Source organism: Novosphingobium naphthalenivorans NBRC 102051 (assembly GCF_001590985.1).
Taxonomy (GTDB): domain Bacteria; phylum Pseudomonadota; class Alphaproteobacteria; order Sphingomonadales; family Sphingomonadaceae; genus Novosphingobium; species Novosphingobium naphthalenivorans.
In genome coordinates, this window is record NZ_BCTX01000031.1 from 1 (window position 1) to 26,126 (window position 26,126).

A 26,126-nucleotide genomic window follows, 5' to 3' on the forward strand; every position below is an offset into this window, starting at 1 on the left:
GATTAGCGCGTCTCGACTTCGCTCGACACGAACGGGTAAGGTGTTCAGATATTGTCCTGTTGGCTCTAATAAGGGCGCATGGACGAAGTCGATGCGATCGTTGTCGGGGCAGGGATTGTCGGCCTTGCCGTAGCGCGGGCCCTGGCGCTGGCGGGCCGCGAGGTGATGATCCTGGAGCGTGAGCGGCAGTTCGGCACCGTCACTTCCTCGCGCAACAGCGGGGTGATCCACGCCGGGCTCTATTACCCCGACGGATCGCTGAAAGCGCAGCTCTGCGTCGAGGGGCGGCATCTGCTCTATGACTTCTGCGAAAGGCGGGGGGTGCCCCACCGGCGTTGCGGCAAGCTCATCATTGCCGAAAGCGAGGCGGAATTTCCCGCGCTTGACGCGGTGATGGCGCGCGGGGCCGCCGCCGGGGTGGACGATCTGGTGCGCCTCAGCGCGGACGAGGCCCGCGCGATCGAGCCCGCGCTGACGTGCGCCGGAGCCGTCCATTCGCCCTCGACCGGCATTGTGGACCAGCACGAACTGATGCTGGCGCTGCTCGGCGAGGCCGAGGCGCACGGCGCCATGCTGGTGTGCGAAGCACCGGTCGATGCCATCGCGCAAGCCGGATCGCGCTGGACGGTTCAAGTGGGCGAGACGCGGCTGGCGGCGCCACTGCTCGTCAATGCCGCCGGCCTCGGAGCGCAGGCGCTGGCGCGCACGATCGAGGCGCTCGCCCCGGCGCTGGTGCCGCCGCTCCATTACGCGAAGGGCTGCTATTTTTCGTACTCGGGCCGGGCGCCGTTCACGCGGCTGATCTATCCGGTGCCGGGCCCGGCCAGCCTCGGCACCCATTTCACGCTCGACCTCGGCGGACAGGCGCGCTTCGGGCCGGACATCCATTGGGTCGATGAAATCGACTACACCGTCGATCCGGCGCTGAAGGGCGAATTTCTGGCCGCCGCACGCCGGATCTGGCCAGATGCCGAGGAAGAGCGCCTGCAGCCCGCCTATGCCGGTATCCGTCCGAAGCTGGCGGGACCGGGGATGCCCACCGCCGATTTCGTGCTGCAGGGCGAGGACACGCATGGCCTGCCCGGCCTGATCAACCTGTTCGGGATCGAATCGCCGGGGCTGACGTCATCGCTGGCGATTGGCGCGCGGGTGGCCGCGATGGCGGGTGGGGGCGTTTAGGCGAACGTCTCCAGATCCTCCCCCATCGGGGGAGGTGGCAGCCACGTAGTGGCTGACGGAGGGGGAGCGAAAAGGCGCGACACTGGCGTTTGCAAAGCCCCCTCCACCACCCTGCGGGCGGTTCCCCTCCCCCGATGGGGGAGGATTGGGCAGTTCCGCAATGCCGGTCCTACCCCTCCAGCAAATCCAGATAGGCGACCACGTCGTTGTCGGTGGCAAGGAACAGGCCGTCCTGTACCTCTTCCGGCTGGCGGGCGGCGATCTGCATCGCTTCGGCCAGCGGGCCGTAGAACAGCGTCTCGGCCGCGCCGCCTTCGGGGCCGCTGTCGAGGTGATAGAGCCGCACCGTCGCTTCGAGATAGGTCGTGCGCATCAGTCTTCGGTCCGGTCGCGCTTCGCGCCTTCGACCGCGCGGGTGAGGCGGGCCACGTCGGCCTCGGTGGCCTTGCGTTCGGCCTTGGTCTGGCCATGCAGCGCGCGGTTCTCCGCCGCTTGCGTCTTGTCCGCCGCGCGGGCCTTGGCCTTGCGGGCCATCCTGAGGTTGACGATCTCGGCCATGATGGTTCCTTAGGGAGCGGCACCGGCCATTCGGCGTGAGCCGAACAGACAATTGATATTACGCTTCGACGGCCGCCGTTGTCACGCCGAGATCGGGCAGGCCGACCGAGCGCTTGCCCGAAAAGTCGGTGCGCACCACGATCAGCCCGTCCTTTTCGAGATAGTCGAGCAGGCGCTGCACGCGGCGCGGGCTGCTGGTGCCGTAGATCTTGGCGAGTTCGATATCGTCGGGGCAGGGCTTGCCGTCCATCGCCGCGCGGGCGATCACGTAGAACGGCGCGAGCGCATCGTCGGGCACGTGCTTGGCGAGGTTCTGCAGGTCGAACCAGCGTTCGTCGTCCGGGTCCTCGATCCCGGCGATGGCGGCGGCGAAGCCGCGGCGGAACATCGTCGCGTCGAGCCCGCGCACCGAAATGCCCTTCATCCGGCAGCGGATGGTGAAGTCCTGGAACAGCGTGGTGGCGGACTGGAAAGTGCAGTCTTCCTCCTGCGCCATCGTGTTCATGATCTCGACCATGGCGGCGCGATTCTCTTCCGGGTCGGCCTCGGCGCGCTGGCGTTCGGCCTCGCGCTCGCGGGCCGGACCGCCGGTGGGTTCGAGCATCTCGCTGGCGGCGATCCGCCGGGCGACCGACTCGGCATCCTCGACGCGCGGGGCCGGGCGCGGGAATTCCGGGCGCTCGGGCTCGACGTGGAGGTTGTCGTGCAGCAGCTCGCGCATGTCCTCGGTGCTGGCCGTGGGCAGCGGGACGAGGCCGGGAGTCACCGACTTGGCCCCGGTGCGCACCGCGCCGATGTTCACCGCCACCGGACGGCGGGCGATGGCGGGGCCGAGGCCGAGGAACTGGCCGCGCGCAAGATCGCGGATCGCCTCGGCCTGGCGGCGCTCCATGCCGAGCAGGTCCGCCGCGCGCACCATGTCGATGTCGAGGAAGGTGCGGCCCATCAGGAAGTTGCTGGCTTCCGCCGCGACGTTCTTGGCGAGCTTGGCGAGGCGCTGGGTGGCGATCACCCCGGCAAGGCCGCGCTTGCGGCCGCGGCACATCAGGTTGGTCATCGCCGCAAGGCTGACCCGGCGCGCTTCTTCCGACACTTCACCCGCGGCGGCGGGCGCGAACATCTGCGCTTCGTCGACCACCACCAGCGCCGGATACCATTGCTCGCGCGGGGCGTCGAACAGCGCGTTGAGGAACTGCGCGGCGCATTTCATCTGCTGGTCGATTTCCAGCTCGTCGAGCGCGAGCACCACCGAGGCGCGGTGCTGGCGGATGCGCGCGCCGAGGCGCGTGATCTCGGCCTCGCCATAAGCGGCGCCGTCGATCACGACATGGCCGAACTCTTCCGCCAGCGAAACGAAGTCCCCTTCCGGGTCGATCACCACCTGCTGGACGATCCCGGCGCTCTCTTCGAGCAGGCGGCGCAGCAGGTGCGACTTTCCGGACCCGGAATTGCCCTGCACCAGCAGGCGGGTCGCGAGAAGTTCCTTGATGTCGATCTCTATCGGCTCCCCGCGCGGGGTGTCGCCGATGACGATGGATGCGCTCACGGCATGCCTCCTGCCAAAGCCGGGCGGGGCGGCGCAAGGCGCGCGCGGGTTTTTTCCAGAGGCTGGGGGCGTGAAACCCTGTTAATCGCCCCGCTGTTTCACGCCTTTGTCACATGATTGCGCAAACCATGCCGGATGGGAAATCGCCTTACCGTCTTGCCCGATAGCGGGCCCGCGTTGCGGATGGTCGTGCTGGCTGGCCAGAACAAGGATGTGTCCGATCCGCTGGCCGAGCGTTTCGGGCAGAGTCACCGCAGCCTGATCCCCCTCGCCGGGCAGCCGATGATCGCGCATGTCCTGCGCACCGCTTCGTTGCATCCCAGAGTCGAGAGTCTGGCGATCTGCATCGAGCGGGAGGCGTTCGGGCCGGTATGGGACGTGCTGACCCGACTTCCCGGGCGCGGGACTGTCGCGCTGGTGGAAGCGCGCGCCAATCTGGCGGACAGCGTGCGCGATGCGGTCGAGGGCTGGGACGGGCCGGTGCTGGTGACGACCGCCGACCACGCGCTGCTGAGCGTGGAGGCCATCGACGCCGTGGCGGCGGCTTTGGCCGGGTCCGATGCCGTGATTGCCCTTTCCCCGCGCGACTGTGTGGAAGCCGCGCACCGCTCGGCGCCGCACCGGTTCCTGGCGCTGCGGGACGGCGACTATGCGCCTTGCGATGTCTATGGCCTGTCCGGGCCTGAGGCGATCGGTGCGGTCGAAGTGTTTCGCGGCAATGGCGGGCTCGATCGCAGCGGCGCGCGAATCCGGCGCGCGGCGGGCCTGCTCGGCCTGCTGATGATGCGCTGCCGGATGCTCACGCTGGGCAAGGCCATCGAACTGGCCTCGCGCCGTCTCGGGCTGCGGCTGGGCGTGGTGGTGCTGCGTGACGGCGGGCAGGCGATCGACGTCGATGATGACCGCAGCTATGCCGTCGTGCGAGACCTGCTGGAAAGCCGGGGGCCTGCTGCTTCTGCCAGTCCCGCCGTTTCCAGCTCTGCCGTTTCTGGCCCAGCCATTTCCAGTCCCGGCGCCGGGGATGCACGGCGCGTCGCGGGCAGCGGCTGATCCGTAATCGGGGGTTCAGGTTCGAAGGCGCAGCTTCCTTCATCGCAATGGGACGAGTCACCAAGGAGGATATCCCCAATGCGAATGCCCCCCCGCAAGTATCTGCTCGGCGCCGCCGTTCTGGCCGTGCTGGGTGCCGGTGTGGCCGAGGCCGCGACGGCGAAACTTCATACCGTAAAGCTGGACGCTCCCGATGGTTCGGTGGTCGAGGTGCAATACACCGGTGACGTCGCGCCCAGAGTGCAGATCGTGCCTGCCGATCAGGTCACGGTTCCGGCGGCTATCCCGATGATGGGGCCGGTCATGGCCGATCCCTTCGCCGAGATGGAGCGCGTCTCCGCGATCATGGATGCGCACATGCACGCGATGATGCAGCGCGCCGCAATGCTGCAGCAGCAGGCGGCGCAGATGCAGCAGGATGCCGTGGTGCATGACGGCGACGTTCAGGCCGCGCCGGGCTTCACGGTGACGAGTGACATGCCCAAGGGTATGCACATGACTTATTATTCCGCGACAACCGATGCGAACGGCTGCACCCGCACCGTTTCCTACAGCTCGGATGGTTCGGGCGCCGCTCCCAAGCTGACCAAGGCCGCCTCGGATGCCTGCGATGCCGCGCAGCCGAACAACCATGCGATCCCGGCGAAGGCGGAAAAACCCGCAGTACAGCCCGTGGCGCCCGGCGAGAAAGTCTGACGCCGGTTCCGCCGGTCCTCCGTCATTCCCCCGCCCCCTTGGAATGACGGTCGAGGGGGCGGCGCCGTATGCAGTCCGGCGCCGCCCCTTTCTCGTATTGGCTGCGGCTATTTCAGCGTTTCGAGATAGTCGATGAGTTCCTTGCGCTTGGCGGCGTCGGGCACGGTGATGACCATCTTGGTGCCGGGCACCATCTTCATCGGGCCCTGCAGCCAGGTGTCGAGCTTCTCGCGGTTCCAGACGATGCCGGATTTCTTGAGCGCCGGGCTGAACGCGTAGTTCGGCACTTCACCGGCGGTGCTGCCGACGATGCCGAACAGAGTCGGGCCGACGCCGTTCTTGCCCGGCTCCACCGAGTGGCACGCGCGGCACACGGCGAAAGCGGCAGGGGCCGCAGCGGCCGCGACGGTTGGCGCCGGGCTGGCTTCGGCCGCGGGGGACGCGGCAGCGACGGGCGCCGGTGCCTCAGCCGCGGGGGCTTCAGCGGCGGGGGCCGGAGCCTCGGTGGCGGCGGGAGCATCGGTCTCGGGCGTGGCGGCGGCCGTGTCCTTGCCCGAATCCGAGCCGCCGCATGCGGCCAGCAGCGCAAACGGCGCAATGACGGCCAGATTCCTGAAATGCATGTGTCTTCCTCCTCGAACCCGAATGTCCCGGTAGAGCGGGAGCTATTGCAGTTTGCTGATCCAGCGCAAATACCGGATTGCAAAAAAATCGAGGCCGTTTGCGTCTGGTGAAAGCGCGCTTTGGTATCCTGTCCGGCGCAGCGAATGTCCGTATGCCGGAATGGGTTGCCGGGATGGGATGCGTGAAACTGCTTTCGCACGCGCGGCATTGCCCCTAGGGCTCCGCGCGCCATGTCCGCCGCCGTCTCTCATGCCTTCCGCGCCGAATTGCGCGCGACCCTGCATCTTGCCGGGCCGCTGGCGCTGGCGAACCTGCTGCAGATGGCGGTTTTCGCGACCGACGTGATGTTCGTCGCCCGGCTGGGGCAGCAGGCGCTTGCGGCATCGAGCCTGGCCGTGGCGCTGATCGCGGTGCTGATGATGGGGCTCAACGGCGTGACCGGCGCCTGCGCCCCGTTGATCGCGGCTGACATCGGCCGGCGCAGCAATGCCGTGCGCGAAGTGCGCCGCTCCACGCGGATGGCGCTCTGGCTGGCGGTGGCGCTGGGGCTGGCGGGGATCGGCCTGTGCCAGTTCGCCACCGAATTCATGCTGGCCACCGGTCAGGACCCCGAGCTGGCGCGGGAGGGCGGCAAGTTCCTCGGCATCCTTTCGGTGGCGATGCTGCCGATGGCCGTGGCCAATGTGCTGCGCACGTTCGTTTCGGCGCTGGGGCGCCCGGTGTTCGCGACCGTGATCACGGCGCTTTCGATCCTGGTGAACATCGCCGGCGACTATGCCCTGGTGTTCGGCCATTTCGGCGCGCCCCGGCTGGAGCTGACCGGCGCGGCGCTGGCCAGCATCATTACCGCATCGAGCACGGTGCTGGCCTATGTCGCGGCCATCTTCACCGATCGCAACTTGCGCCGTTTCCATATTTTCGGCCGCTGGTGGCGGCCCGAGTGGCAGCGGCTGGGCCGGATGCTGGTGCTGGGCCTGCCGATTTCCGGCACGCTGATTGCCGAGGGCGGCCTGTTCAGCGGCGCCGCTTTCGTGATGGGCCGCGTCGGCGAGGCTCAGCTCGCCGCGCATACGGTGGCGCTGCAGATCGCCGCCTTCGCGTTCCAGGTGCCGTTCGGCATCGGCCAGGCGGCGACGATCCGCGTCGGCTATCACTATGGCGCGGGCAATCGCGAGGGCGTGGGCCATGCGGGCTGGGCCTCGGTCGCAGTCAGCATGGCGTTCATGAGCGTGTCTGCGCTGGCCATGTTCACGATGCCCCGGCTGATCCTTTCGGCCTATGTCGACGTTTCGGATCCGGCCAATGCGGCCATGACCGGCTATGCGCTGAGCTATCTGTTCATCGCGGCGATTTTCCAGCTTTCGGACGGGTTGCAGGCGGTCGTGGCCGGAGTGCTGCGCGGCATTCAGGATACCCGGGTGCCGATGCTGATCGCCCTGATCGGCTACTGGCTGGCCGGCTTCGCGACGTCCGTGGCGCTGGGCCTGTTCACGCCGCTCGGCGGAGTCGGCGTGTGGATCGGACTCGCGGTGGGGCTGACGGTCGCGGCCGTGTTGCTGATCGCGCGCTGGCACCGCCGCGACCGCTTTTCCGGGCCTGCCCTGGCCTGATTGCGGTTGCCTGTCCCGCATCGGGACCGGCTCACCGCGCGGCAGTATGACATCGAAATTTTTTAGGCCGGAAGCGCTTGACGCTCTTGGGGGCGAAGACCATATCCGCGCCCGTTGGCACTCAGGAGCTTAGAGTGCCAATCCCAGTTTTCTGTTCGTAGGATAAGGGAGAATCCCATGGCATTCCGTCCGCTGCACGACCGAGTTCTCGTGCGCCGCGTCGAGGCTGAAGAAAAGACGGCCGGTGGCATCATCATTCCTGACAGCGCCAAGGAAAAGCCCGCCGAGGGTGAAATCGTGGCTGCCGGCAACGGCGCCGTGGTCGATGGCAAGGTGCAGGCGCTCGACGTCAAGGTCGGCGATCGCGTGCTGTTCGGCAAGTGGTCCGGCACCGAAGTCAAGGTCGACGGTGAAGACCTGCTGATCATGAAGGAAAGCGACATCCTCGGCGTCATCGCCTGAGATCGTTCGCACTCATCCATCTGATATTCTAAAAGGAATTCTACAATGGCAGCCAAGGACGTAAAGTTCTCGCGCGACGCCCGTGAGCGCATTCTCGCCGGTGTCGACACTCTCGCCAATGCCGTGAAGGTCACGCTGGGCCCCAAGGGCCGCAACGTCGTGATCGAAAAGAGCTTCGGCGCCCCCCGCATCACCAAGGACGGTGTTTCGGTCGCCAAGGAAATCGAACTCAAGGACAAGTTCGAGAACATGGGCGCCCAGATGCTGCGCGAAGTGGCCTCGAAGGCCAACGACGCGGCCGGTGACGGCACCACCACTGCTACCGTTCTGGCCCAGGCGATCGTTCGCGAAGGCATGAAGTCGGTTGCGGCCGGCATGAACCCGATGGACCTCAAGCGCGGCATCGATCTCGCCGTCGGCAAGGTCGTCGAGAACATCAAGGCGCGTTCGAAGGCCGTTGCCGGCACTTCGGAAATCGCCCAGGTCGGCATCATCTCGGCCAACGGTGACACCGAAGTCGGCGAGAAGATCGCCGAGGCGATGGAAAAGGTCGGCAAGGAAGGCGTCATCACTGTCGAGGAGGCCAAGGGTCTCGAATTCGAACTCGATGTCGTCGAAGGCATGCAGTTCGACCGCGGCTACCTCTCGCCGTACTTCGTCACCAACCCGGACAAGATGACGGTCGAGCTCGACAGCCCCTACATCCTGATCCACGAGAAGAAGCTCTCGAACCTGCAGTCGATGCTGCCGATCCTCGAAGCCGTGGTGCAGTCGGGCCGTCCGCTCCTCATCATCGCCGAGGACATCGAGGGTGAGGCTCTGGCCACGCTCGTCGTCAACAAGCTGCGCGGCGGCCTCAAGGTTGCTGCCGTCAAGGCTCCGGGCTTCGGCGACCGCCGCAAGGCCATGCTGGGCGACATCGCCACGCTGACCGCCGGTGAGATGGTTTCGGAAGACCTCGGCATCAAGCTTGAGAACGTGACTGTCGGCATGCTCGGCCAGGCCAAGAAGGTCACGATCGACAAGGACAACACCACGATCGTCGATGGCGCCGGTTCGGCCGACGAGATCAAGGCCCGCGTCGAGCAGATCCGTTCGCAGATCGAAGTCACCACTTCGGACTACGACCGCGAGAAGCTGCAGGAACGCCTTGCCAAGCTCGCTGGCGGCGTGGCCGTGATCAAGGTCGGCGGTGCCACCGAAGTCGAAGTGAAGGAGCGCAAGGACCGCGTCGATGACGCCCTCCACGCGACCCGCGCTGCGGTTGAGGAAGGCATCGTCCCGGGCGGCGGCACGGCGCTGCTCTACGCCACCAAGGCTCTCGATGGCCTGACCGGCGTGAACGACGACCAGACCCGCGGCATCGATATCGTCCGCAAGGCGATTTCGGCTCCGGTCAAGCAGATCGCCGAGAACGCCGGCTTCGACGGCGCGGTTGTCGCTGGCAAGCTGCTCGACGGTTCGGACGAGACGCTGGGCTTCAACGCCTCGACCGACGTCTATGAGAACCTGGTCGCCGCTGGCGTCATCGACCCGACCAAGGTCGTGCGCACCGCGCTGCAGGATGCGGCTTCGGTTGCTGGCCTGCTGATCACCACCGAAGCGGCGATCGGCGAAAAGCCGGACGACAAGCCCGCCATGCCGGCAATGCCCGACATGGGCGGCATGGGCGGCATGGGCGGCTTCTAAGCCTCTCATTGTCCAACCGACGAAATGCGAAGGGCCGGGGAGCGATCCCCGGCCCTTTTGCATGTCCGACCCGGTTTGCCCGAGCGGCCGGGGCCGCGATTCGCCGCATGGGGATTTCGTGAGCAGACCGCGTTTGAATCGGTCTGATTGGTGAAACGAACGTGCCGATTACGGTAATTACCGCAAGCGCCCTGCAATTCGTCGCGCCGGGGTGGTTTTTTGTCACTGCGGCGTTAACCTGCAGGGAACACGGACGGGACTATAACAGGGACGCATGACCGGGGCAGATAACCTTATCTCGCGGTGCCGTGCCGGCACCAGGCGTTTCATCGGACTGATGGCTGTCACGGCCGCTGTCTCGCTGGCGGGCAATTCCGCGCAGGCAGGGCAGCTCGCGCCGATGGCGCAGCCGACCCAGCAGGTCGTCGAAGTCCAGAATACTTTCGATTCGGTATTCGGCACCGAACTGCGCGGCCCGCGCACCTATTCCTCGCCGCTGGGCCAGCGTCTTGCCTCGGTTGCCGAGGCTTCGCAGGGCCGCATCGGCGTCGCCGCTCTCGATCTGGCGACCGGGCGCGAAGTCGATGTGCTGGGCGATCAGCGCTTCCCGATGGCCAGCACCAGCAAGGTCGCCATCGCCGCGACGTTCCTTGAAGGCGTCGATCAGGGCAAGTGGAGCCTGACCAGCGAATTTCCGATGATGATCCCGGTACAGTCGGCGCCGTTTTCGACCGCGGTCGCACCGGTTCGTCCCGGCGCTTACATGAGCGCGGGCAAGCTGCTCGAACTGATGCTCACCCGGTCGAACAACTACGCGACCGACGCGCTGCTCAAGGTCGTCGGCGGCCCCGATGCCGTCAATGCCTGGGTGCGCCGCGCCGGGATCGAGGACTGGCATATCGACCGCGATATCGCGACCCTGGTGCGTGACGATGGCGCCATCGATCCGGCCAAGGTGGTCGACAAGCGTGACAGCGCCACGCCGCTGGCCATGGTCAAGCTGCTGAGCGGCATTTATCAGGGCAAGTGGCTGAGCCCGTCGAGCCGCCAGACGCTGCTCGACACGATGAGCCGCTGCCTCACCGGCAAGCGCCGTATCCGCGCGGGCCTGCCCGAGGACGTGCAGGTCCTGCACAAGACCGGCTCGCTCCACAACACCTCAAGCGACATCGGCATTATCGAGGCGCCCGACGGCCGCGTGTTCGCCGTGGCCATCTACGTGACAGGCCAGGGCAGCCGCCCCAACCGCGAAGCGCGCATCGCCAGCATCGCCCGCACCATCTACAGCGGCTATCTGGCCGAAGGCCCGACCTACCGCCACACCGCATCGCGCTGACACCGGCCCCGCCTCCCGGCGGAAAAGCAGGCAGCAGCCCAACAGAAAAGCGCCCCGAACGGTTCGGGGCGCTTTTCTGTTGGCGGTGAGGAAAAGGCCGGGGATGCGCTTTGGCGCGGGGACCCCGACCTTGGTGCCTCAGTTGGTCTTCGAATCGCCGTCGGTGTGGTCCGCCAGTTCGCTGGCGGCGTCGTTGGCGGCAGCCTGGGCAGCGTCGGCGGCGTTTTCAGCGGCGTCCTTCGCATCCGAAGCGGCATCCTTCACGGCATCGCCGGCATTGCTGGCTGCGGCTGCCGCGGCATCGCTGGCGTCGTTCACCGTGTCGGCGGCCTGCGTGGCCATGGCGCCCATGTCATCGGCGGCAGAGGAAGCGGCGTCCTCGGTGGTATCGGCCGTCTTCTGCGAGCAGGCAGCCAGCGAAAGGGCGCCGATGGCGGCGGTGGCGATAAGGATCTTGCGCATCTTTCAGTATTCCCTCGTTGCGAGTTGATCTGACGGCGAAACGTCGCGTCAGCTTTGCAGCCTCGTGAACGGGCCGGGCGTGACGATTAATGATGTGGCCGCGGCGTTTCAAGCATAGGGGCCCAAACGCAGTGGACGGCGGGCGGTTCCCCGTTTTTGCATTCTCCCATGCTGACGGCCCGCCCCGGCGCTGCTAGGGCTGGTGCCATGGAGCCCAAGCAGCATCTCTACCTCGTCGACGGTTCGGCCTATATTTTCCGCGCCTATCACCGCCTGCCGCCGCTGACCGATCCGGAAGGCACGCCGGTGGGCGCCGTCTATGGCTATACGACGATGCTGTGGAAGCTTGCCGACGATCTCCACAAGGCCGATGGCCCGACGCATCTGGCCGTGATTCTCGATGCCAGCGGCAAGTCGTTCCGCAACGAGATCTACGAGGACTACAAGGCCAACCGTCCGCCTCCGCCCGAGGATCTGAAGCCCCAGTTCCCGCTGGTGCGCGATGCCACCCGCGCCTTTTCGCTGCCCTGCATCGAGGAGGTGGGATACGAAGCAGACGACCTGATCGCCTCCTATGCCCGCGCTGCCGCCCTGCAGGGGTGGGACGTGACGATCGTCTCGTCCGACAAGGACCTGATGCAGCTTGTCGGCACGTGCGAGACCGGCGGCGGCAAGGTCGACATGCTGGACACCATGAAGAACCAGCGGATCGACATTCCCGAGGTCATGGAAAAGTTCGGCGTCCCGCCCGAGAAGGTGGGCGACGTGCTCGCGCTGATGGGCGATTCGGTCGACAATGTGCCCGGCGTTTTCGGCGTCGGCCCCAAGACCGCGACCAAGCTGATCCAGGACTACGGCGATCTCGAATCCGCGCTCGCCGCCGCGCCGGACATGAAGAAGTCCAAGCTGCAGGAACGCCTGATCGAACAGGCCGAACAGGCGCGGCTGTCCAAGGTTCTGGTGACGCTCAAGGAAGACTGCGCGCTGCCGATGGCGCTGGACGATCTGAAGCTCGACGCCATCCCGCCTGATCCGCTTGCGGCGTTCCTCGGCAAGCACGGCTTCACCAGCCTGCTCAAGCGGCTCGACGGCGGGCACGGCAGCCCCGAGCGGGCGACCCAGCTTCATCCGGCCAAGCCCGTCACGGCGGCGGCCGGGCCGGGCGAGGGCGCCGCGCGCCAGCCGCTGCCCGAGATGCCGGCGGTGGACTATGCCGCTTACGAATGCGTGCAGACGGTCGAGGCGCTCGAACGCTGGATCACCCGCGCCCATGCCGCGCACTTGCTGGCGGTCGATACTGAAACCTCCGCGCTCGATGCCATGCGCGCGGACCTGACGGGTGTCAGTCTGGCGCTGGGCCCCAACGATGCCTGCTATATCCCGCTCGGCCACGGGGGGTCGGACATGTTCGCGGAAAAGCCCGAGCAGGTGCCGCTGGACACGGCGATCGCGCTGCTGAAGCCGCTATTGCAAGACGATGCGGTGCTGAAAATCGGGCAGAACATCAAGTACGACCTCAACGTCTTGGCGCGCTATGGCATCATGGTTTCGCCGATCGACGATACGATGATCGAAAGCTTCTGCCTCGATGCCGGGCGCTCGGCGGACGGGATCGGCGGCGGTCACGGCATGGACGAGCTGTCCGAGCGGCACTTCGGCCACAAGCCGATGGCCTTCAAGGACGTGTGCGGCACCGGCAAGAAGGCGATCCCCTTCGGCGAAGTCCCGCTCGACAAGGCAACGCATTACGCCGCTGAGGACGCGGATGTGACCTGGCGCCTTCACGCGCTGCTGCGGCCGCGTCTGGCCGAGGAAGGCGGCACCCGCATCTACGAGCGGGTCGACCGGCCGCTGATCCCGATCGTCGCGCAGATGGAACGCCACGGCATCAAGGTCGACCGCGACCGGCTGGCGCACCTCTCCAGCCAGTTCGCCGAGGCGATCGGCGCGCTCGAAGGCGAGATCCATGGCCTCGCCGGGCAGGAATTCACCATCGGCAGCCCCAAGCAGCTGGGCGATATCCTGTTCGACAAGCTTGGCTACAAGGGCGGCAAGAAGGGTAAGTCCGGCCAGTATTCCACCGACCAGTCAGTGCTCGAACGGCTGGCCGACGAAGGCGCGCCGCTCGCCAACAAAGTGCTCGAATGGCGCCAGCTTTCGAAGCTGCGCTCGACTTATACCGAGGCGCTGCAGGCGGCGATCAATCCCGATACCGGGCGCGTCCACACCAGCTACAGCCTTGTCGGCGCGCAGACCGGGCGCTTGTCCTCGACCGATCCCAACCTGCAGAACATCCCGGTCCGCACCGAGATCGGCCGCCAGATCCGCGACTGCTTCGTCGCCGAGCCCGGCAACGTCCTGCTCTCCGCCGACTATTCGCAGATCGAACTGCGCCTCGCCGCGCACATGGCCGACGTGCCCAGCCTGAAAGAAGCTTTCGCCAACGGCGAGGACATCCACGCGCGCACCGCGACCGAGATGTTCGGCACCGTCGATCGCGATACGCGCGGGCGCGCCAAGACGATCAATTTCGCGATCCTCTACGGCATTTCGCGCTGGGGCCTCGCGGGCCGGCTCGGCGTCGGGGCGGATGAGGCGCAGGCGATGATCGACCGCTATTTCGAGCGCTTCCCGGGCATCCAGAAGTACATTGTCCACACGCTCGAACACGTGCGCGAGCGCGGCTATTCGGAAACGCTGTTCGGCCGCAAGACCTGGTTCCCGCGCATCAATTCGAAGAACGGCGCCGAGCGGCAGGGCTCTGAACGCGCCGCGATCAACGCGCCGATCCAGGGCACCAGCGCCGACATCATCAAGCGCGCCATGGCCCGCATGACCTCCGCGCTGGCCGATGCCGGACTCGGCCATGTCCGTATGCTGCTGCAAGTGCACGACGAACTCGTCTTCGAACTGCCCGAGGGCGATGTCGCCGCGGCCTCGCCCGTGATCGAACGGGTCATGGCCGAAGCGGCGCAGCCCGCCGTGACGCTGGACGTGCCGCTCGGCGTGGAAATCGGCTCGGGACCGAGCTGGGGCGCGGCGCATTGACGCGAGGCATGGCTGCTGCCGGTCAAGCTGGCGGCCAATCTGGCGGCCAATCTGGCGGTTGAATCTGGGCGCGGGTGCCATACCATAGGCGCCATGGCTGACTGGATCGAACACTTCACCGGGCGCCTGCCCACATGGGCCGAACAGTTGATGACCGGCGCGCTGGCGGCGGTGATCGGCATCGTCGTGGCCCTGATTGCCCATCGCGTGCTGTTCCGGGTGCTGCGCAAGGTGGCCCGCGGCAGCCTGAGCGAGGCCGACGACATTCTGGTCAAGCGCCTGGCCCGGCCCGCCCGCTATGCCTTCATCGCGCTGGGCGTGGCCTATGCCGCGCGCGAGACGTCCGCGCTGCAAGTGGCCTGGGACAAGGTTTCCGGCTTCGTCATGCCTTTCCTGCTCGGCTGGATCGTGCTGGCATTGCTGCGCAGTTTTGTCGACGCGATGATGGTCCGCAACGACATCACCGTGGCCGACAACCGCAATGCCCGGCGGCGGCGCACGCGCCTGGCCATCCTCAGCCGCATCGGCACTTTCGTGATCGTCTTCATCACCGTGGCGCTGATGCTCTTCGCGATCCCCGGCGTGCGGCAGATCGGCATTACCCTGATGGCGTCGGCCGGGCTTGCCGCGCTGGCCGTCGGCGCTGCCGCGCAGCCGGCGCTCAAGGCGCTGATCAGCGGCTTCCAGATGGCCATGACCGAGCCGATCGCGATCGACGATGTCGTCATCATCGATGGCGAATGGGGCCGGATCGAGGATATCCGCACGACTTACGTGATCGTGAAGATCTGGGACGAGCGCCGCCTGATCGTGCCGTCGAACACCTTTCTGGAGAACACCTTCCAGAACTGGACCAAGCAGAGCGCACAGCTCACCGGGACAGTCATGCTCTACCTCGACCATGGCGCGGACGTGGCGCCGGTCCGGGCCGAATTCGAACGGCAGGTCCAGGCCGATCCCCGCTGGGACAAGCGCGCGCAGGGCGTGCAGGTGACGGATATGTCGAACGAGACGATCGAGGTGCGCCTGCTGATGACGGCGGCCAATTCGGGCGATCTGTTCGATCTGCGCTGCGCCATGCGCGAAGGCGTGCTGGCCTGGATCCGCCGCGAAATGCCCGAAGCGCTGGTCCGCCGCCGCACGCTGCCGGTGGCCCCGGTGGAACTGGCGGCCGGTCCTTCGATGGCCGAGGCGATCGCCGAAGCGGGCGAAGGGCGATCCGGCCAGTCCTGAGCCGGGCACGCCAATCCTGAGCCGGATAGGATTGTGCTTTCCCACCGGCCGCCGGGCTCTATGCTGGGTCTGACAGCAGACCGGTGAGGATGGCCTTCGATGCGGTTTGAACATCCCTTGCGCCGCCAGATGGTGAGCGAAATGCACTTGCGGCGCTGGCCCGAACTGGCCGCGCCGATGTTGCTGGTGCAGATCCTGCGGCTGGTTCCGGGCGAGGCCCGCGAAGCGGAAGCGGCGGCTCTGGCGGGCCTGCCGGCCGGAGCGCTGGACGAAGCCGACAATCCCCGCCATGCCTCCGGTACGCTGGCGGGCAGTGTCCCTTTCGTGTGGGAACGGCATAGCGAGGCCAGCGCGATCACGCTGTTCCTGCCGATGCCGCCCGACCCTGCCGATTTGAACTCCGCCGATCTGGCCTCCGCCGATCCCGCTTCGGCTGCGGCGCTGGCCTGGGCGGAGGCCTTGCCCGGCGAAGTGATCCGCGCCACGCGCATCCTGATCGTGCCCGACGAAGCCGGCGCCGAAGCCGTGCTGCCGCGCCTCGGCATGACGGACATGGACGTGGTCAGTTGCCGGGTAGGGCCGCAGGGCGCGGCGCGCATCTGGTCCGATTTCCGCATCGGCGCGGGCGGCCTGGGGTGCCTGCTGGTGGCCGCCGGGGACGTGACCGGCGGCGATCTCTCCCGGCTGGTCCAGCGGCTGCAGGAACTGGGCAATTACCGCAATCTGGCCCTGCTCGGCCTGCCGGTGGCGCAGGCGCACTGGGACGATCTCAATCGCATCGAACAGGCCTTGGCGGCCTTGGCCGCCGATGTCGCGCTGCCGCAGATGACCGACGACATGCTGCTCGAAAAGGTCTCGCAGCTCTCGCTCGATCTGATGCGGGTGGCCACGGCTGCCAGTTACCGGATGAGCGCCACGGCGGCTTATGCCCGGCTGGCGGAAGAGCGGCTGGCCGATGTCGCGCCGCAGCCGGTCCGGGGCTTCCCCTCGCTGGCCGATTTCACCCAGCGGCGCCTGCTGCCCGCCGTGCGCACATGTGCCGCGCATGTGCGCCGGGAAAGCGAGCTGAGCTTGCGCGCCGCCCGCTTCGCCGCGCTGCTGCGCACCCGGATCGAGACGCGGATCGAGAACCAGAACGCCCGGCTGCTGCGTTCGATGGAGCAGTCCGCCACGATGCAGCTGCGATTGCAGCAACTGGTGGAAGGCTTCTCCGTCGTGGCGCTCAGCTATTACGGCATCAGCCTCGTGTCCTACATGCTGAAGGGGCTGGAGGAGATCTGGCCGGGTCTGCCGGTGCCGGTGATCGACATGGCGCTGGTGCCGGTCGTGGTCGGCAGCATGTGGCTGGGCATCCACCATTTGAAGCGGCGGGTGCTGGGCGGGCATGGGTGATACGCGGCTGGCAGGCGTACTGCGGGACGCTTGCCGCACGCCCGGAATTTTGCCACCTGCGATAGCGATGATCCGCCTGCTTCCCCCCCTCAGCTGGAGCGGCCTTGCCGCTTTTCTTTTCTGCGCTTGTCCTGGCGTGCCGGCCGCACAGGCCCAGGCGCCGGTTTGCGGCTACCATGTGGTCAAGACTTATCCCCACGATCCCACGGCTTTCACCGAGGGCCTGTTCTACGCGGATGGCGCTTTGTTCGAGAGCACGGGCAAGCTGGGCGATTCGCGCATCTTCAAGCGCGATCTGGCGGATACCGCGCCCCTGGTGGAGACGCGGATCGATCCCACGCTGTTCGGCGAGGGCATCGTGCTCTGGAAGAACCAGATCATCAGTCTCACCTGGCGCGACGGGCTGGGCTACCGCTGGGATGCCAAGACGCTGAAACAGCTCGGCTACTTCCATTACGCGGGCGAGGGCTGGGCGATGACCATCCATGACGGCACGATCTACCAGAGCGACGGTTCCTCCAGCCTGCGCCTGCGCGATCCGGAAACGATGGCGCAGACCGGCACGCTCGCGGTCACCGATGACGGAAAGCCGGTGCGCAGGCTCAACGAACTGGAATGGATCGGCGGGGAGATCTGGGCCAACGTTTGGCTGACCGACCGCATCGCCCGGATCGATCCGGCGACGGGCCATGTCACAGCGTGGATCGATTTCACCGGCCTCGGCGACGAGGCGGGGGCCAGCGGCTACGACGCGGTCCTCAACGGCATTGCCTATGACCCGGCAGGCAAGCGCATTTTCGTGACGGGCAAGAACTGGACGAAGCTGTTCGAAGTCGTGCCCGACTGCGGGAAATAGGATGATGCGCAAGGGGGCCGCCGCAAGACGGCGCCCTTGCCGCGTCAATCCCCGTGCTTCTTGTCGCGGGTGCTTTCGACCATGCCCGGGGTGATGAAGCCGATCGGCGAGACTTCCATGGCGCGCTTTTTCAGTTCGCCTTTCATCTTCGCGTATTCGGCTTCCATCTCCTCGGTCACGGTGGCGCGGCTGTCTTCGAGGGCGTCGTCGAAATCGGCCATGGTCACGCTTTCCACTTCGGCGCCGCGCTTGCGGATGGCGATCAGGCCGGCGCGGCGGACCACGTCTTCCAGATCGGCGCCGGTGAAGCGCTGCGTGCGGTCGGCGATCGTGCCCAGGGCAACGTCTTCGGCCAGCGGCATCCTGGCGGTGTGGATGCCCAGGATGTGCTCGCGCCCGGCAGTGTCCGGCGTGCCGACATAGACCAGCTCGTCGAAGCGGCCGGGGCGCAGCAGCGCCGGATCGACCAGCGCCGGGCGGTTGGTGGCGCCGACGAGGACGACCGACTGCAGTTCCTCCATCCCGTCCATTTCGGCCAGGATGGTGTTGACCACGCGGGCGGTCACTTGCGGTTCGCCCATGCCGCCGCCCATGCCGCGGGCGGGCACGAGGCTGTCGATCTCGTCGATAAACACCACGCAGGGCGCGACCTGCCGGGCGCGGGCGAAGAGCCGGGCGATCTGCTGCTCGCTCTCGCCGTACCACTTGCTGAGGAGGTCCGACGACTTGATCGAGATGAAGTTCGCCTCGGCTTCCTTGGCCACCGCCTTGGCCAGCAGCGTCTTGCCAGTGCCGGGCGGTCCGTAGAGCAGGAAGCCCTTGGCCGGGCGGATGCCCAGCTTGTGGAACGCCTCCGGGTTCTTCAGTGGGAGTTCGATGCCTTCCTTGAGCGTGCGCTGCGCCTCGTCCAGCCCGCCGATATCGGCCCAGCCGATGTTCGGCACCTGCACCATGACTTCGCGCATCGCCGAAGGCTGGACGCGCTTCAGTGCCTCGATGAAGTCCTCACGCGTGACCGAGAGGCTTTCGAGCACTTCGGCCGGGATCGTGCGCGCTTCCAGATCGAGCTGCGGCATGATCCGGCGCACCGCCTCGATCGCGGCTTCGCGGGTGAGCGCGGCAAGGTCGGCGCCGACGAAGCCGTGGGTGGTGCGGGCCAGTTCCCTGAGGTCCACTTTCTCGCCCAGCGGCATACCGCGGGTGTGGATGGCGAGGATCTCGCGGCGGCCTGATTCGTCGGGCACGCCGATCACGATCTCGCGGTCGAAGCGGCCGGGGCGGCGCAGCGCCTCGTCGATGGCATCGGGCCGGTTGGTGGCGGCGATGACGACCACGTGGGCGCGGCTGTTGAGCCCGTCCATCAGCGTGAGGAGCTGCGCGACAAGGCGCTTTTCCGCCTCGCCGTGGACCTGGTCGCGCTTGGGGGCGATCGAGTCGATTTCGTCGATGAAGACGATCGCGGGCGCGGCCTTGGTCGCTTCCTCGAACACTTCGCGCAAGTGCTTCTCGCTCTCGCCATAGCCCGATCCCATGATCTCCGGGCCGTTGATCGAGAAGAAGTTGGCTTCGCTCTCGTTGGCGACGGCCTGGGCCAGACGGGTCTTGCCGGTTCCCGGCGGGCCGTGGAGCAGCACGCCTTTGGGCGGGGCGACGCCGAGGCGGGTGAACAGTTCGGGATAGCGCAGCGGCAGTTCCACCATTTCGCGCAGCTGGCGGATGGTGTCGCTCATGCCGCCGACGTCGTCGTAATTGACGTCGCCGCGCGCGTCCTGCGCTTCCTCGAAGGTCTCGCGCAGTTCGACTTCGGTGTTCTCGTCGATGTGGACGATGCCGCGCGGCGTGGTCGAGACGACGTTGAGGCGGATCTGCGTCAGCGCATAGGCGGGCGCGTTGAACATACGGCGAAGCTGCGGCGGGATGTCCGCCACCTGCTGCTGGCCGGTGGTGGCGATGAGATCGCCCTGCACCATCGGTCGCCCGAAGAAATTGCGCTTGAGCGCGCCCGGCGGGCCTTGCAGGCGCATGTCCTTCTGCGCGGGCGCGAAGACCACGCGCTGGGCAGCGCGCGATTCGGCCTTGCGGACAGTAACGTGATCGCCCGAGCCGACTTCGGCATTGCCGCGCTGGAGGCCGTCGAGGCGAATAAGGGAAAGCCCCTCGTCCTCCTCGAAAGCGAGGACGGCGCGGGCCACCGTCACCGACTTGCCGGTGATTTCCAGAACGTCGCCTTCCATGGCGCCGATGGCCGAAAGCGAGGCGCGCGAGAGGCGGGCGATGCCCTGGCCGCTCTCTTCCTGCCGGGCCGCTGCGACCTGCAGCTTCACCGTGCGCTCTTCCAGCTGGGTATCCCCGTCCGCCATGTCGTTCCTTTCCGGCCGATGGGCCTCGAACCGCGAAGCGGCTCTCGGCGCTTGTGCCAGAAGGAGCTAGGTATGACTGTGCGGGATTTCAAACGGAGGCGCGGCTGGCCGGGCGCGGTCCATGCCCGGGACACCATCTGCTGCCCAAGAAAAAAGCCCGGTCGTTGCCGACCGGGCTGTGAAAGTTTTGGGAGAGGATGCCTGAAAGGCACTCTCTGTATGCCTATGAGCCGGGTTTTGTGCAAGTGCGAAATGGCGAAGTGCGATTGCAAAAAACACAACTTAGGTTGCAAGGAACCAAACTACCCGGCGGGTATCGGCTGCAAACCCCGGAAATCCGTAAATTGTGAAAGACGATTCGGATTTTCGCTTGCGTGCAATTCAAGCCGGAAGAACCGGCCGGGCGCTATGCAGGGCGTTAACTGCTGCATCGCGAAATTCGCTAATCTAGCTGAGTGTTTTTCGCCCGGAAAACAAATGGCTACGGGCAGGCCTGCCGCCCACCCGAAACCTTGGCCCGAAACTTTGGCCCGAAATCCTAACGCAACCCGGCCGGCATAGACGGCGCGCGGTTCAATGAGCGAGAAGCAGCGCGGGTCCGTTGGCTTCGTCCAGGAAGTAGGCCGTCACCCCGCCGAACAGGAATTCGCGCATCCGGCTCTTGCCGTAGGCGCCCATCACCAGCAGTTCGGCGTGGGCCTGAGTCACGGCAATGGCCAGCGTCTCTTCGGTCGACCCGCGCCGTTCGTGCTCTTCGAACTCGGCATGGATGCCGTGGCGCGAGAGATAGCGAAGCGCGTCGGTGGCGGGGAAACCGCCCGGCTTTTCGATCACCGAGATCACTTTCACCACCTGACAGCTATCGAGCAGCGGAACCGAGGCGCGCAGGGCCGAGGCGGCCTGTTCGCTGCCGTCCCAGGCAATGCAGGCGCGGCGGACGGGCATTTCCAGCTTCGCATTGTCGGAGAGCGCCAGGACTGGCGTGTTCGAGGCAAGCGCGAGTTCGCCGGCAAATCCGCCCGAGCGCGAGAGCACGACGAGATCGGCCAGCCGCGCGGCATTGGCGAGGGCGCTTACCGGATCGTCCTCGCTGCGCAGGATGTCGAACGGCACGTCATCGCGCGCCATGCGGGCCTCGAACTTGGCCGCAGCTTCATCGTCTTCCTTGCGCGCTTCTTCCAGCGCATCGGAAATGACATAGCTGCCACCCATCGGGTCCATGGCGATGTAGCGGGTCACCGGCGTATCCACGAGCACGCTGAGGTGCCCGTTGAACCGGCGGGCGATATCGAGTGCCGTCTCGATCCGGGCATCGTTGCCCGGCTTGCGGTCGGCGTTGACGAGAATCGAGCGCATTATCAGTTTCTCCCTCTGACAGGCCGAAAGTAACCATTGGGCGCGCAATGGCCATGACAAAGATCAACCATCGCCGCAGGCCGTGCTATTTTATTGGAGTTGCCCGGCTTTTCCAGAGGTCAGGGCGCTGGGGCATCGATCTCCAGCCGCGCCGCGCGCGCGAACAGGTCGAGGATCACCGGGTCGCGCTCGCGGGTGCGGATGGCGGCCTCGAAATGGACGGTATGGCGCGGGCGGGGCAGCACTTCGCGCAAGGTCCCGGCGGCCAGCTGCTTGCGCACCATGGTTTCCGGCAGCACGGCCGCGCCGGTGCCGTTGGTGACGATCTCGATCAGCGTGCGCACGTTGTTGCAGGTGTGCAGGGCGGGCGCGGCAAGGCCTTCGGCTTCCAGCGTCGCCAGCGTCACGGCATGGAGCGGCGAGTGATCGGGCAGCGACCAGACCGGCAGCGGCCGGGAAAAACCGCCCGCTTCGGCGACTGCGGCGCCGGCCACCCAGACCAGCTCGACCGATCCGATCGGCGCGGTCCTCATGCCGGGGCTGGCGACGGGCCCGGCCAGGAACACGATATCGCGCGTGCCGGCGAGCAGGTGCTGCAGGAGGCGGGCGGTCAGATCGAGCTCGATCTCCATCGTCACGCCGGGCCTTTCGCGTTCGATCGTCTGGATGAAGGCGGGCAGGCAGCTTGCCGCGGCGATCTCGCCCGAACCGATGCGTACGGCGCCGGTGGCGCCGGCATAGTCGCTGGCCTCCAGAAGGACTTGTTCGAGGCTCCGGCACAGCGGTTCGCTGGCCTGGACGAGCCGCCGTCCGCGCGCGGTCAGCACCATGCGCCGTCCCTCGCGCTGGAACAGGGCAACGCCCAGTTGCTGCTCGATTTCGCGCACGCGGGCCGAGATGGCGGGCTGCGTGGTGTTGAGCCGCTGCGCGGCGGCGCCGAAAGTGCCGAGCCGGTCGATCCACATCAGCGTTTCAAGATGGAAGAGCGCGATCCGTTTCATCGAATCTCCTCCTCCTCTTGAGAGGAGGGGGCCGGGGGGTGGTGGCGGGCTTCAATAGCCGCGTGGCGCACCCGCACCACCCCGCTGCGACCAGGACTTGCCATGCAAGCCCAAGTCTCGCTCCCCTCCTGTGAAGAGGAGGGGGAAGGAAGCTCTTTCAATTTCATCATCATTGCTTATCAAATTCGATAAAAAATAATCGCTATTCGTAATCAAAGACTGTGTCTAGGCTCGCGCGGAAATCCGGAAGGGAGACTCATGAACAAGCTCTATCCCAGCGCCGAGGCCGCGCTCGACGGCCTGCTCAAGGACGGCCTGCTGATCGCCAGCGGCGGCTTCGGCCTTTGCGGCGTTCCCGAGCGCCTGCTCGACGCCGTGCGCGATTCGGGCGTGAAGGACCTGACCTTTGCCTCGAACAATGCCGGCATCGACAACGAAGGCATCGGCAAGCTGCTGCGCACCAAGCAGGTGAAGAAGATGATCTCGTCCTACGTGGGCGAGAACAAGGAGTTCGAGCGCCAGTACCTTTCCGGTGAGCTGGAAGTGGAATTCTGCCCGCAAGGCACGCTGGCCGAGCGGATGCGCGCGGGCGGCGCGGGCATTCCCGGCTTCTACACCAAGACCGGCGTCGGCACCCAGATCGCCGAGGGCAAGGAAACCAAGGTGATGGAAGGCCGTAGCGGGCCTGAGGAATTCGTCCTCGAACAGGGCATCTTCGCCGATCTCGCGCTGGTGAAGGCGTGGAAAGCGGACGAGAGCGGCAACGTGATCTTCCGCAAGACCGCGCGCAACTTCAACGTGCCCGCCGCCACGTGCGGCAAGGTCTGCGTGGTCGAAGTGGAAGAGATCGTGCCGACCGGCTCGCTTGATCCCGACACCATCCACTTGCCCGGCGTCTACGTCCAGCGCCTCGTGCTGGGCGCGCCCTACGACAAGAAGATCGAATTCGTGACGACGCGCGAGAGGGAGGCTGTCTAATGTTTGGTAGCCGCTCTCGGCAGCCAACGGGGGCTATCGATTTGACTGAGGTCGATCTTAAAGACGCTACCGAAGTGATCCGCGCCTTTCTTCCCGGCAAAGAGGAAATCGTCGGCGGCATCTACATCGATCCACCCGCAAATTTACAGCCATTCGGATTCGGAATTCTTCTCGCCGACCTCGTTCATCATGCCGCCAATGCCTACGCTTACAAGTTTGGCTTGGATGCCGAACAGGTACGTGACGGCATAGCCGCTGGTTTGCAGGCTGAACTTTCCAGTCCAACCGACACCGTAAAGCAAGTCTATCCGGAGGGACGCCACTGATGCCCTGGAATCGCAATGAAATGGCCGCCCGCGCGGCGAAGGAACTGCAGGACGGGTTCTATGTGAACCTCGGCATCGGCATCCCGACGCTGGTGGCGAACTACGTGCCCGAGGGCATTACCGTCACGCTGCAGTCGGAAAACGGGATGCTCGGCATCGGGCCGTTCCCCTATGCGGGCGAGGAAGACGCCGACCTCATCAACGCGGGCAAGCAGACGGTCAGCGAACTGCCGCAGACTGCCTATTTCGACAGCGCGCAGAGCTTCGCGATGATCCGCGGCGGTCACATCGATCTGGCCGTGCTTGGCGCGATGGAGATTTCCGAAAACGGGGACATCGCCAACTGGATGATCCCGGGCAAGATGATCAAGGGCATGGGCGGCGCGATGGATCTCGTGGCCGGGGTCAAGAAGATCATTGTCGTCATGGAACACACTTCCAAGGCCGGCGATCCCAAGTTCATCCCCGAATGCACCCTGCCGCTGACCGGCAAGAACGTGATCGACATGATCGTGACCGACCTGTGCGTGTTCCAGCGTCCGGATCACGACAGCCCGTTCAAGCTGGTCGAACTGGCGCCGGGCGTCACGGCCGAGGAAATCGCGGCGAAGACCACGGCGAGTTACGTGATCTGACCCTTCGACAGGCTCAGGGTGAGCGGGGGATGGTAAAACAAACCCGTTCGTGCTGAGCTTGTCGAAGCACGCTTCCGCACCCGGCCGAAGCGGCGGACGGCAAGGAGGCGCCCATGAAAATCCTGCTGACGGGCTCTTCCGGCTGGCTCGGCAGGCATCTTGCGCCGCTGCTGCAGTCGCGCGGGCACGACGTCACCGGGCTCGATGTCGCGCCCGGCGATTACACCCGCGTCGTGGGCTCGGTCGCCAACCGCGATCTCGTGTTCCAGACGGTCGCGCATTACGGCATCGAGGCGATCATCCACGCGGGCGCGCTGCACAAGCCGGATATCGTCCGCTTCCCGCGCCAGGCCTTCATCGACGTCAATGTCAGTGGCACGCTCAACTTGCTCGAAGCGGCCGTTGAGGCCGGGCATTCGCGGTTCCTGTTCACCTCCACCACATCGCTGATGGTGCGCGCCGACGTCCGCGCCGGGGCAGGCGAAGCCGGGGCGTGGTGGATGGACGAAGAGTTCGGCCCGCTGGAGCCGCGCAACATCTACGGCGTGACCAAGCTGGCTGCCGAGAACCTGTGCCGCCTCCTCGCGCGCGAAAGCGGCATGGCCGTGGCGATCCTGCGTACCGGCCGCTTCTTTCCCGAGGACGACGATACTCATGCGGTTCCCTCTGGCCCCAATCTCAAGGCCAACGAACTGCTCAACCGCCGCCTGACGGTGGGCGATGCGGCGCTGGCGCATCTCGCCGCGCTGGAGCGGATCGAGGGGTGCGAGACGTTCGTTCTCTCCGCACCGCCGCCTTTCGCGCGCGAGGATGCGGTGGAGCTTGCCGCCGATGCCCGCGCGGTCATCGCGCGGTGTTTTCCCGAGGCCGCCGCGCTTTACGGCCGGCAGGGCTGGGTGCTGCCCGAACGGATCGAGCGGGTCTATGATCCGGCCAAGGCGCAGCGCCTGCTGGGCTGGCGGGCGCAGACGGACTTTTCGGCCGTTCTCAAGGCCTTGCGTGAGGAAGCGGATCTGCCCTTCGCGCACGATCCGGACTGGATATCGCCGGTGCTCACGCAATCGTCCTGAGGTTTCGGGGCCGTCTTGCAGCACTCATGCGGGCACCCCATACTCTCCCCGATCAGCACGGGAGAATTCAAGACATGACCGATATCGCCGCCATTCCGCTGACCCGTATCGATGGCACCCCCGACAGCCTTGCCGCGTACACGGGCCATGTCCTGCTCGTCGTGAACGTCGCCAGCAAGTGCGGCCTTACCCCGCAGTACGAGGGGCTGGAAAAGCTCTACAACGCATACAAGGACAAGGGCTTCGAGGTCCTGGGCTTCCCCGCCAATGATTTCGGCGCGCAGGAACCGGGCACGGATGAAGAGATCGTGGAGTTCTGCTCGCTCAACTACGGCGTGTCGTTCCCGCTGTTCGCCAAGGCGGACGTAACCGGGGAGAGCAAGCAGCCGCTCTATGCCGCGCTGACCCAGGCGCAGCCTGAAAAGGTCGGGCCTGCCGCGGAATTCCGCGAACGGCTCAAGGGCTATGGCATGACCCCGACCGAGGACCCGGAAGTGCTGTGGAACTTCGAGAAGTTCCTGATTGCGAGGGACGGCACTGTCGCGGGCCGTTTCGCGCCGGGCGTCGAGCCTGCCGCGCCGGAACTGGTCGGCGCGATCGAGGCCGAACTGGCGAAGTAGGGCGTCTTAAATGGAAGCTTCCTGGTGACGACTCTTCCC

General features: G+C 66.2%; 24 protein-coding genes. 16 read left to right on the forward strand and 8 right to left on the reverse strand.

The genetic code is table 11. The features are described 5' to 3' along the window. Positions 1-78: 78 nt before the first annotated feature. On the forward strand, positions 79-1,179 hold the full coding sequence (locus tag NN5_RS11630) for an NAD(P)/FAD-dependent oxidoreductase (protein WP_067734269.1): 1,101 nt from the start codon (positions 79-81) through the stop codon (positions 1,177-1,179). Positions 1,180-1,348: 169 nt separating this feature from the next. On the opposite strand, the gene NN5_RS11635 is transcribed toward NN5_RS11630, so the two are convergent. The 3 genes from NN5_RS11635 to NN5_RS11645 are packed head-to-tail and all read right to left on the reverse strand — an operon-like array spanning position 1,349 to position 3,283. Further along, positions 1,349-1,552 (reverse strand): hypothetical protein, encoded by a 204-nt coding sequence (locus tag NN5_RS11635; RefSeq protein ID WP_067734270.1) that lies wholly within the window; start codon positions 1,550-1,552, stop codon positions 1,349-1,351. Continuing rightward, entirely contained in the window at positions 1,552-1,737 is a 186-nt protein-coding gene (locus tag NN5_RS11640; protein WP_067734271.1) for a DUF4169 family protein, read from the reverse strand. Before NN5_RS11640 ends, NN5_RS11635 begins: the two co-directional genes overlap by 1 nt. A 58-nt stretch (positions 1,738-1,795) precedes the next feature. Further along, positions 1,796-3,283, reverse strand: coding sequence for a helicase HerA domain-containing protein (locus NN5_RS11645; protein ID WP_067734272.1), 1,488 nt, complete (start codon positions 3,281-3,283; stop codon positions 1,796-1,798). A gap of 183 nt (positions 3,284-3,466) precedes the next feature. On the opposite strand from NN5_RS11645, the gene NN5_RS11650 reads away from it, so the two are divergent. Further along, the gene (locus tag NN5_RS11650; RefSeq protein ID WP_245656427.1) at positions 3,467-4,333 is read left to right on the forward strand and encodes an NTP transferase domain-containing protein; all 867 of its coding nucleotides are present in this window, start codon (positions 3,467-3,469) and stop codon (positions 4,331-4,333) included. 78 nt (positions 4,334-4,411) lie between these two features. Next, complete coding sequence (locus NN5_RS11655; RefSeq protein ID WP_067734273.1) at positions 4,412-5,029, forward strand: hypothetical protein; 618 nt, start codon at positions 4,412-4,414, stop codon at positions 5,027-5,029. Between the two features lie 107 nt (positions 5,030-5,136). Here the strand turns inward: NN5_RS11655 and NN5_RS25840 are convergent, their stop codons facing one another. Then, positions 5,137-5,652, reverse strand: a complete 516-nt coding sequence (locus tag NN5_RS25840) for a c-type cytochrome (RefSeq protein ID WP_067734274.1) — start codon at positions 5,650-5,652, stop codon at positions 5,137-5,139. A gap of 231 nt (positions 5,653-5,883) precedes the next feature. Here NN5_RS25840 and NN5_RS11665 point away from each other — a divergent pair, with 231 nt between their 5' ends. The 4 genes from NN5_RS11665 to bla all read left to right on the forward strand — a co-directional run bounded on the left by NN5_RS11665 (position 5,884) and on the right by bla (position 10,750). Next, complete coding sequence (locus tag NN5_RS11665) at positions 5,884-7,263, forward strand: MATE family efflux transporter (RefSeq protein WP_067734275.1); 1,380 nt, start codon at positions 5,884-5,886, stop codon at positions 7,261-7,263. A 177-nt stretch (positions 7,264-7,440) separates the two neighbouring features. Continuing rightward, positions 7,441-7,725 (forward strand): co-chaperone GroES, encoded by a 285-nt coding sequence (locus NN5_RS11670; protein WP_039288438.1) that lies wholly within the window; start codon positions 7,441-7,443, stop codon positions 7,723-7,725. 45 nt (positions 7,726-7,770) lie between these two features. Then, positions 7,771-9,414, forward strand: coding sequence for a chaperonin GroEL (groL, locus tag NN5_RS11675; protein WP_067734276.1), 1,644 nt, complete (start codon positions 7,771-7,773; stop codon positions 9,412-9,414). A gap of 337 nt (positions 9,415-9,751) precedes the next feature. Then, positions 9,752-10,750, forward strand: a complete 999-nt coding sequence (gene bla, locus NN5_RS11680; RefSeq protein ID WP_067734315.1) for a class A beta-lactamase — start codon at positions 9,752-9,754, stop codon at positions 10,748-10,750. 138 nt (positions 10,751-10,888) lie between these two features. Here bla and NN5_RS11685 read toward each other — a convergent pair whose 3' ends face one another. Continuing rightward, positions 10,889-11,212 (reverse strand): hypothetical protein, encoded by a 324-nt coding sequence (locus NN5_RS11685; RefSeq protein WP_067734277.1) that lies wholly within the window; start codon positions 11,210-11,212, stop codon positions 10,889-10,891. 207 nt (positions 11,213-11,419) lie between these two features. On the opposite strand from NN5_RS11685, the gene polA reads away from it, so the two are divergent. The 4 genes from polA to NN5_RS11705 all read left to right on the forward strand — a co-directional run bounded on the left by polA (position 11,420) and on the right by NN5_RS11705 (position 17,741). Then, positions 11,420-14,260 carry a DNA polymerase I gene (polA, locus tag NN5_RS11690; RefSeq protein WP_067734278.1) on the forward strand — a complete coding sequence of 947 codons (2,841 nt, stop codon included), beginning with the start codon at positions 11,420-11,422 and terminating at the stop codon, positions 14,258-14,260. A 93-nt stretch (positions 14,261-14,353) separates the two neighbouring features. Next, positions 14,354-15,493, forward strand: coding sequence for a mechanosensitive ion channel family protein (locus NN5_RS11695; RefSeq protein ID WP_067734279.1), 1,140 nt, complete (start codon positions 14,354-14,356; stop codon positions 15,491-15,493). A 99-nt stretch (positions 15,494-15,592) separates the two neighbouring features. Then, positions 15,593-16,885, forward strand: coding sequence for a DUF3422 domain-containing protein (locus tag NN5_RS11700; protein WP_067734280.1), 1,293 nt, complete (start codon positions 15,593-15,595; stop codon positions 16,883-16,885). A gap of 67 nt (positions 16,886-16,952) precedes the next feature. Beyond that, positions 16,953-17,741: a glutaminyl-peptide cyclotransferase gene (locus tag NN5_RS11705; protein WP_067734281.1), complete on the forward strand. Its 789-nt coding sequence runs from the start codon at positions 16,953-16,955 to the stop codon at positions 17,739-17,741. A 44-nt stretch (positions 17,742-17,785) separates the two neighbouring features. Here NN5_RS11705 and NN5_RS11710 read toward each other — a convergent pair whose 3' ends face one another. The 3 genes from NN5_RS11710 to NN5_RS11720 all read right to left on the reverse strand — a co-directional run bounded on the left by NN5_RS11710 (position 17,786) and on the right by NN5_RS11720 (position 22,458). Further along, positions 17,786-20,101 carry a CDC48 family AAA ATPase gene (locus NN5_RS11710; RefSeq protein ID WP_067734282.1) on the reverse strand — a complete coding sequence of 772 codons (2,316 nt, stop codon included), beginning with the start codon at positions 20,099-20,101 and terminating at the stop codon, positions 17,786-17,788. A 573-nt stretch (positions 20,102-20,674) separates the two neighbouring features. Continuing rightward, the gene (locus tag NN5_RS11715; RefSeq protein WP_067734283.1) at positions 20,675-21,457 is read right to left on the reverse strand and encodes a universal stress protein; all 783 of its coding nucleotides are present in this window, start codon (positions 21,455-21,457) and stop codon (positions 20,675-20,677) included. A 119-nt stretch (positions 21,458-21,576) separates the two neighbouring features. Next, positions 21,577-22,458: a LysR family transcriptional regulator gene (locus NN5_RS11720; protein ID WP_067734284.1), complete on the reverse strand. Its 882-nt coding sequence runs from the start codon at positions 22,456-22,458 to the stop codon at positions 21,577-21,579. Between the two features lie 258 nt (positions 22,459-22,716). Here NN5_RS11720 and NN5_RS11725 point away from each other — a divergent pair, with 258 nt between their 5' ends. The 5 genes from NN5_RS11725 (at position 22,717) to NN5_RS11740 (ending at position 26,087) form a co-directional block, all read left to right on the forward strand. Further along, entirely contained in the window at positions 22,717-23,436 is a 720-nt protein-coding gene (locus NN5_RS11725; RefSeq protein ID WP_067734285.1) for a CoA transferase subunit A, read from the forward strand. Positions 23,437-23,477: 41 nt separating this feature from the next. Further along, positions 23,478-23,762 carry a DUF5076 domain-containing protein gene (locus NN5_RS25145; protein ID WP_169800982.1) on the forward strand — a complete coding sequence of 95 codons (285 nt, stop codon included), beginning with the start codon at positions 23,478-23,480 and terminating at the stop codon, positions 23,760-23,762. Continuing rightward, positions 23,762-24,397: a CoA transferase subunit B gene (locus NN5_RS11730; RefSeq protein WP_067734286.1), complete on the forward strand. Its 636-nt coding sequence runs from the start codon at positions 23,762-23,764 to the stop codon at positions 24,395-24,397. Before NN5_RS25145 ends, NN5_RS11730 begins: the two co-directional genes overlap by 1 nt. Before the next feature lie 113 nt (positions 24,398-24,510). Then, positions 24,511-25,467 carry an NAD-dependent epimerase/dehydratase family protein gene (locus NN5_RS11735; RefSeq protein WP_067734287.1) on the forward strand — a complete coding sequence of 319 codons (957 nt, stop codon included), beginning with the start codon at positions 24,511-24,513 and terminating at the stop codon, positions 25,465-25,467. Positions 25,468-25,541: 74 nt separating this feature from the next. Next, positions 25,542-26,087: a glutathione peroxidase gene (locus NN5_RS11740; RefSeq protein WP_067734288.1), complete on the forward strand. Its 546-nt coding sequence runs from the start codon at positions 25,542-25,544 to the stop codon at positions 26,085-26,087. Positions 26,088-26,126 lie beyond the last annotated feature (39 nt).

Coding starts and splice junctions, on each gene's coding strand:
- NN5_RS11630 (WP_067734269.1), top strand. CDS start 79: ATGGACGAAGTCGATGCGATCGTTGTCGGGGCAGGGATTGTCGGCCTT.
- NN5_RS11635 (WP_067734270.1), bottom strand. CDS start 1,552: ATGCGCACGACCTATCTCGAAGCGACGGTGCGGCTCTATCACCTCGAC.
- NN5_RS11640 (WP_067734271.1), bottom strand. CDS start 1,737: ATGGCCGAGATCGTCAACCTCAGGATGGCCCGCAAGGCCAAGGCCCGC.
- NN5_RS11650 (WP_245656427.1), top strand. CDS start 3,467: ATGGTCGTGCTGGCTGGCCAGAACAAGGATGTGTCCGATCCGCTGGCC.
- NN5_RS11655 (WP_067734273.1), top strand. CDS start 4,412: ATGCGAATGCCCCCCCGCAAGTATCTGCTCGGCGCCGCCGTTCTGGCC.
- NN5_RS25840 (WP_067734274.1), bottom strand. CDS start 5,652: ATGCATTTCAGGAATCTGGCCGTCATTGCGCCGTTTGCGCTGCTGGCC.
- NN5_RS11665 (WP_067734275.1), top strand. CDS start 5,884: ATGTCCGCCGCCGTCTCTCATGCCTTCCGCGCCGAATTGCGCGCGACC.
- NN5_RS11670 (WP_039288438.1), top strand. CDS start 7,441: ATGGCATTCCGTCCGCTGCACGACCGAGTTCTCGTGCGCCGCGTCGAG.
- groL (WP_067734276.1), top strand. CDS start 7,771: ATGGCAGCCAAGGACGTAAAGTTCTCGCGCGACGCCCGTGAGCGCATT.
- bla (WP_067734315.1), top strand. CDS start 9,752: ATGGCTGTCACGGCCGCTGTCTCGCTGGCGGGCAATTCCGCGCAGGCA.
- NN5_RS11685 (WP_067734277.1), bottom strand. CDS start 11,212: ATGCGCAAGATCCTTATCGCCACCGCCGCCATCGGCGCCCTTTCGCTG.
- polA (WP_067734278.1), top strand. CDS start 11,420: ATGGAGCCCAAGCAGCATCTCTACCTCGTCGACGGTTCGGCCTATATT.
- NN5_RS11695 (WP_067734279.1), top strand. CDS start 14,354: ATGGCTGACTGGATCGAACACTTCACCGGGCGCCTGCCCACATGGGCC.
- NN5_RS11700 (WP_067734280.1), top strand. CDS start 15,593: ATGCGGTTTGAACATCCCTTGCGCCGCCAGATGGTGAGCGAAATGCAC.
- NN5_RS11705 (WP_067734281.1), top strand. CDS start 16,953: ATGATCCGCCTGCTTCCCCCCCTCAGCTGGAGCGGCCTTGCCGCTTTT.
- NN5_RS11710 (WP_067734282.1), bottom strand. CDS start 20,101: ATGGCGGACGGGGATACCCAGCTGGAAGAGCGCACGGTGAAGCTGCAG.
- NN5_RS11715 (WP_067734283.1), bottom strand. CDS start 21,457: ATGCGCTCGATTCTCGTCAACGCCGACCGCAAGCCGGGCAACGATGCC.
- NN5_RS11720 (WP_067734284.1), bottom strand. CDS start 22,458: ATGAAACGGATCGCGCTCTTCCATCTTGAAACGCTGATGTGGATCGAC.
- NN5_RS11725 (WP_067734285.1), top strand. CDS start 22,717: ATGAACAAGCTCTATCCCAGCGCCGAGGCCGCGCTCGACGGCCTGCTC.
- NN5_RS11730 (WP_067734286.1), top strand. CDS start 23,762: ATGCCCTGGAATCGCAATGAAATGGCCGCCCGCGCGGCGAAGGAACTG.
- NN5_RS11735 (WP_067734287.1), top strand. CDS start 24,511: ATGAAAATCCTGCTGACGGGCTCTTCCGGCTGGCTCGGCAGGCATCTT.
- NN5_RS11740 (WP_067734288.1), top strand. CDS start 25,542: ATGACCGATATCGCCGCCATTCCGCTGACCCGTATCGATGGCACCCCC.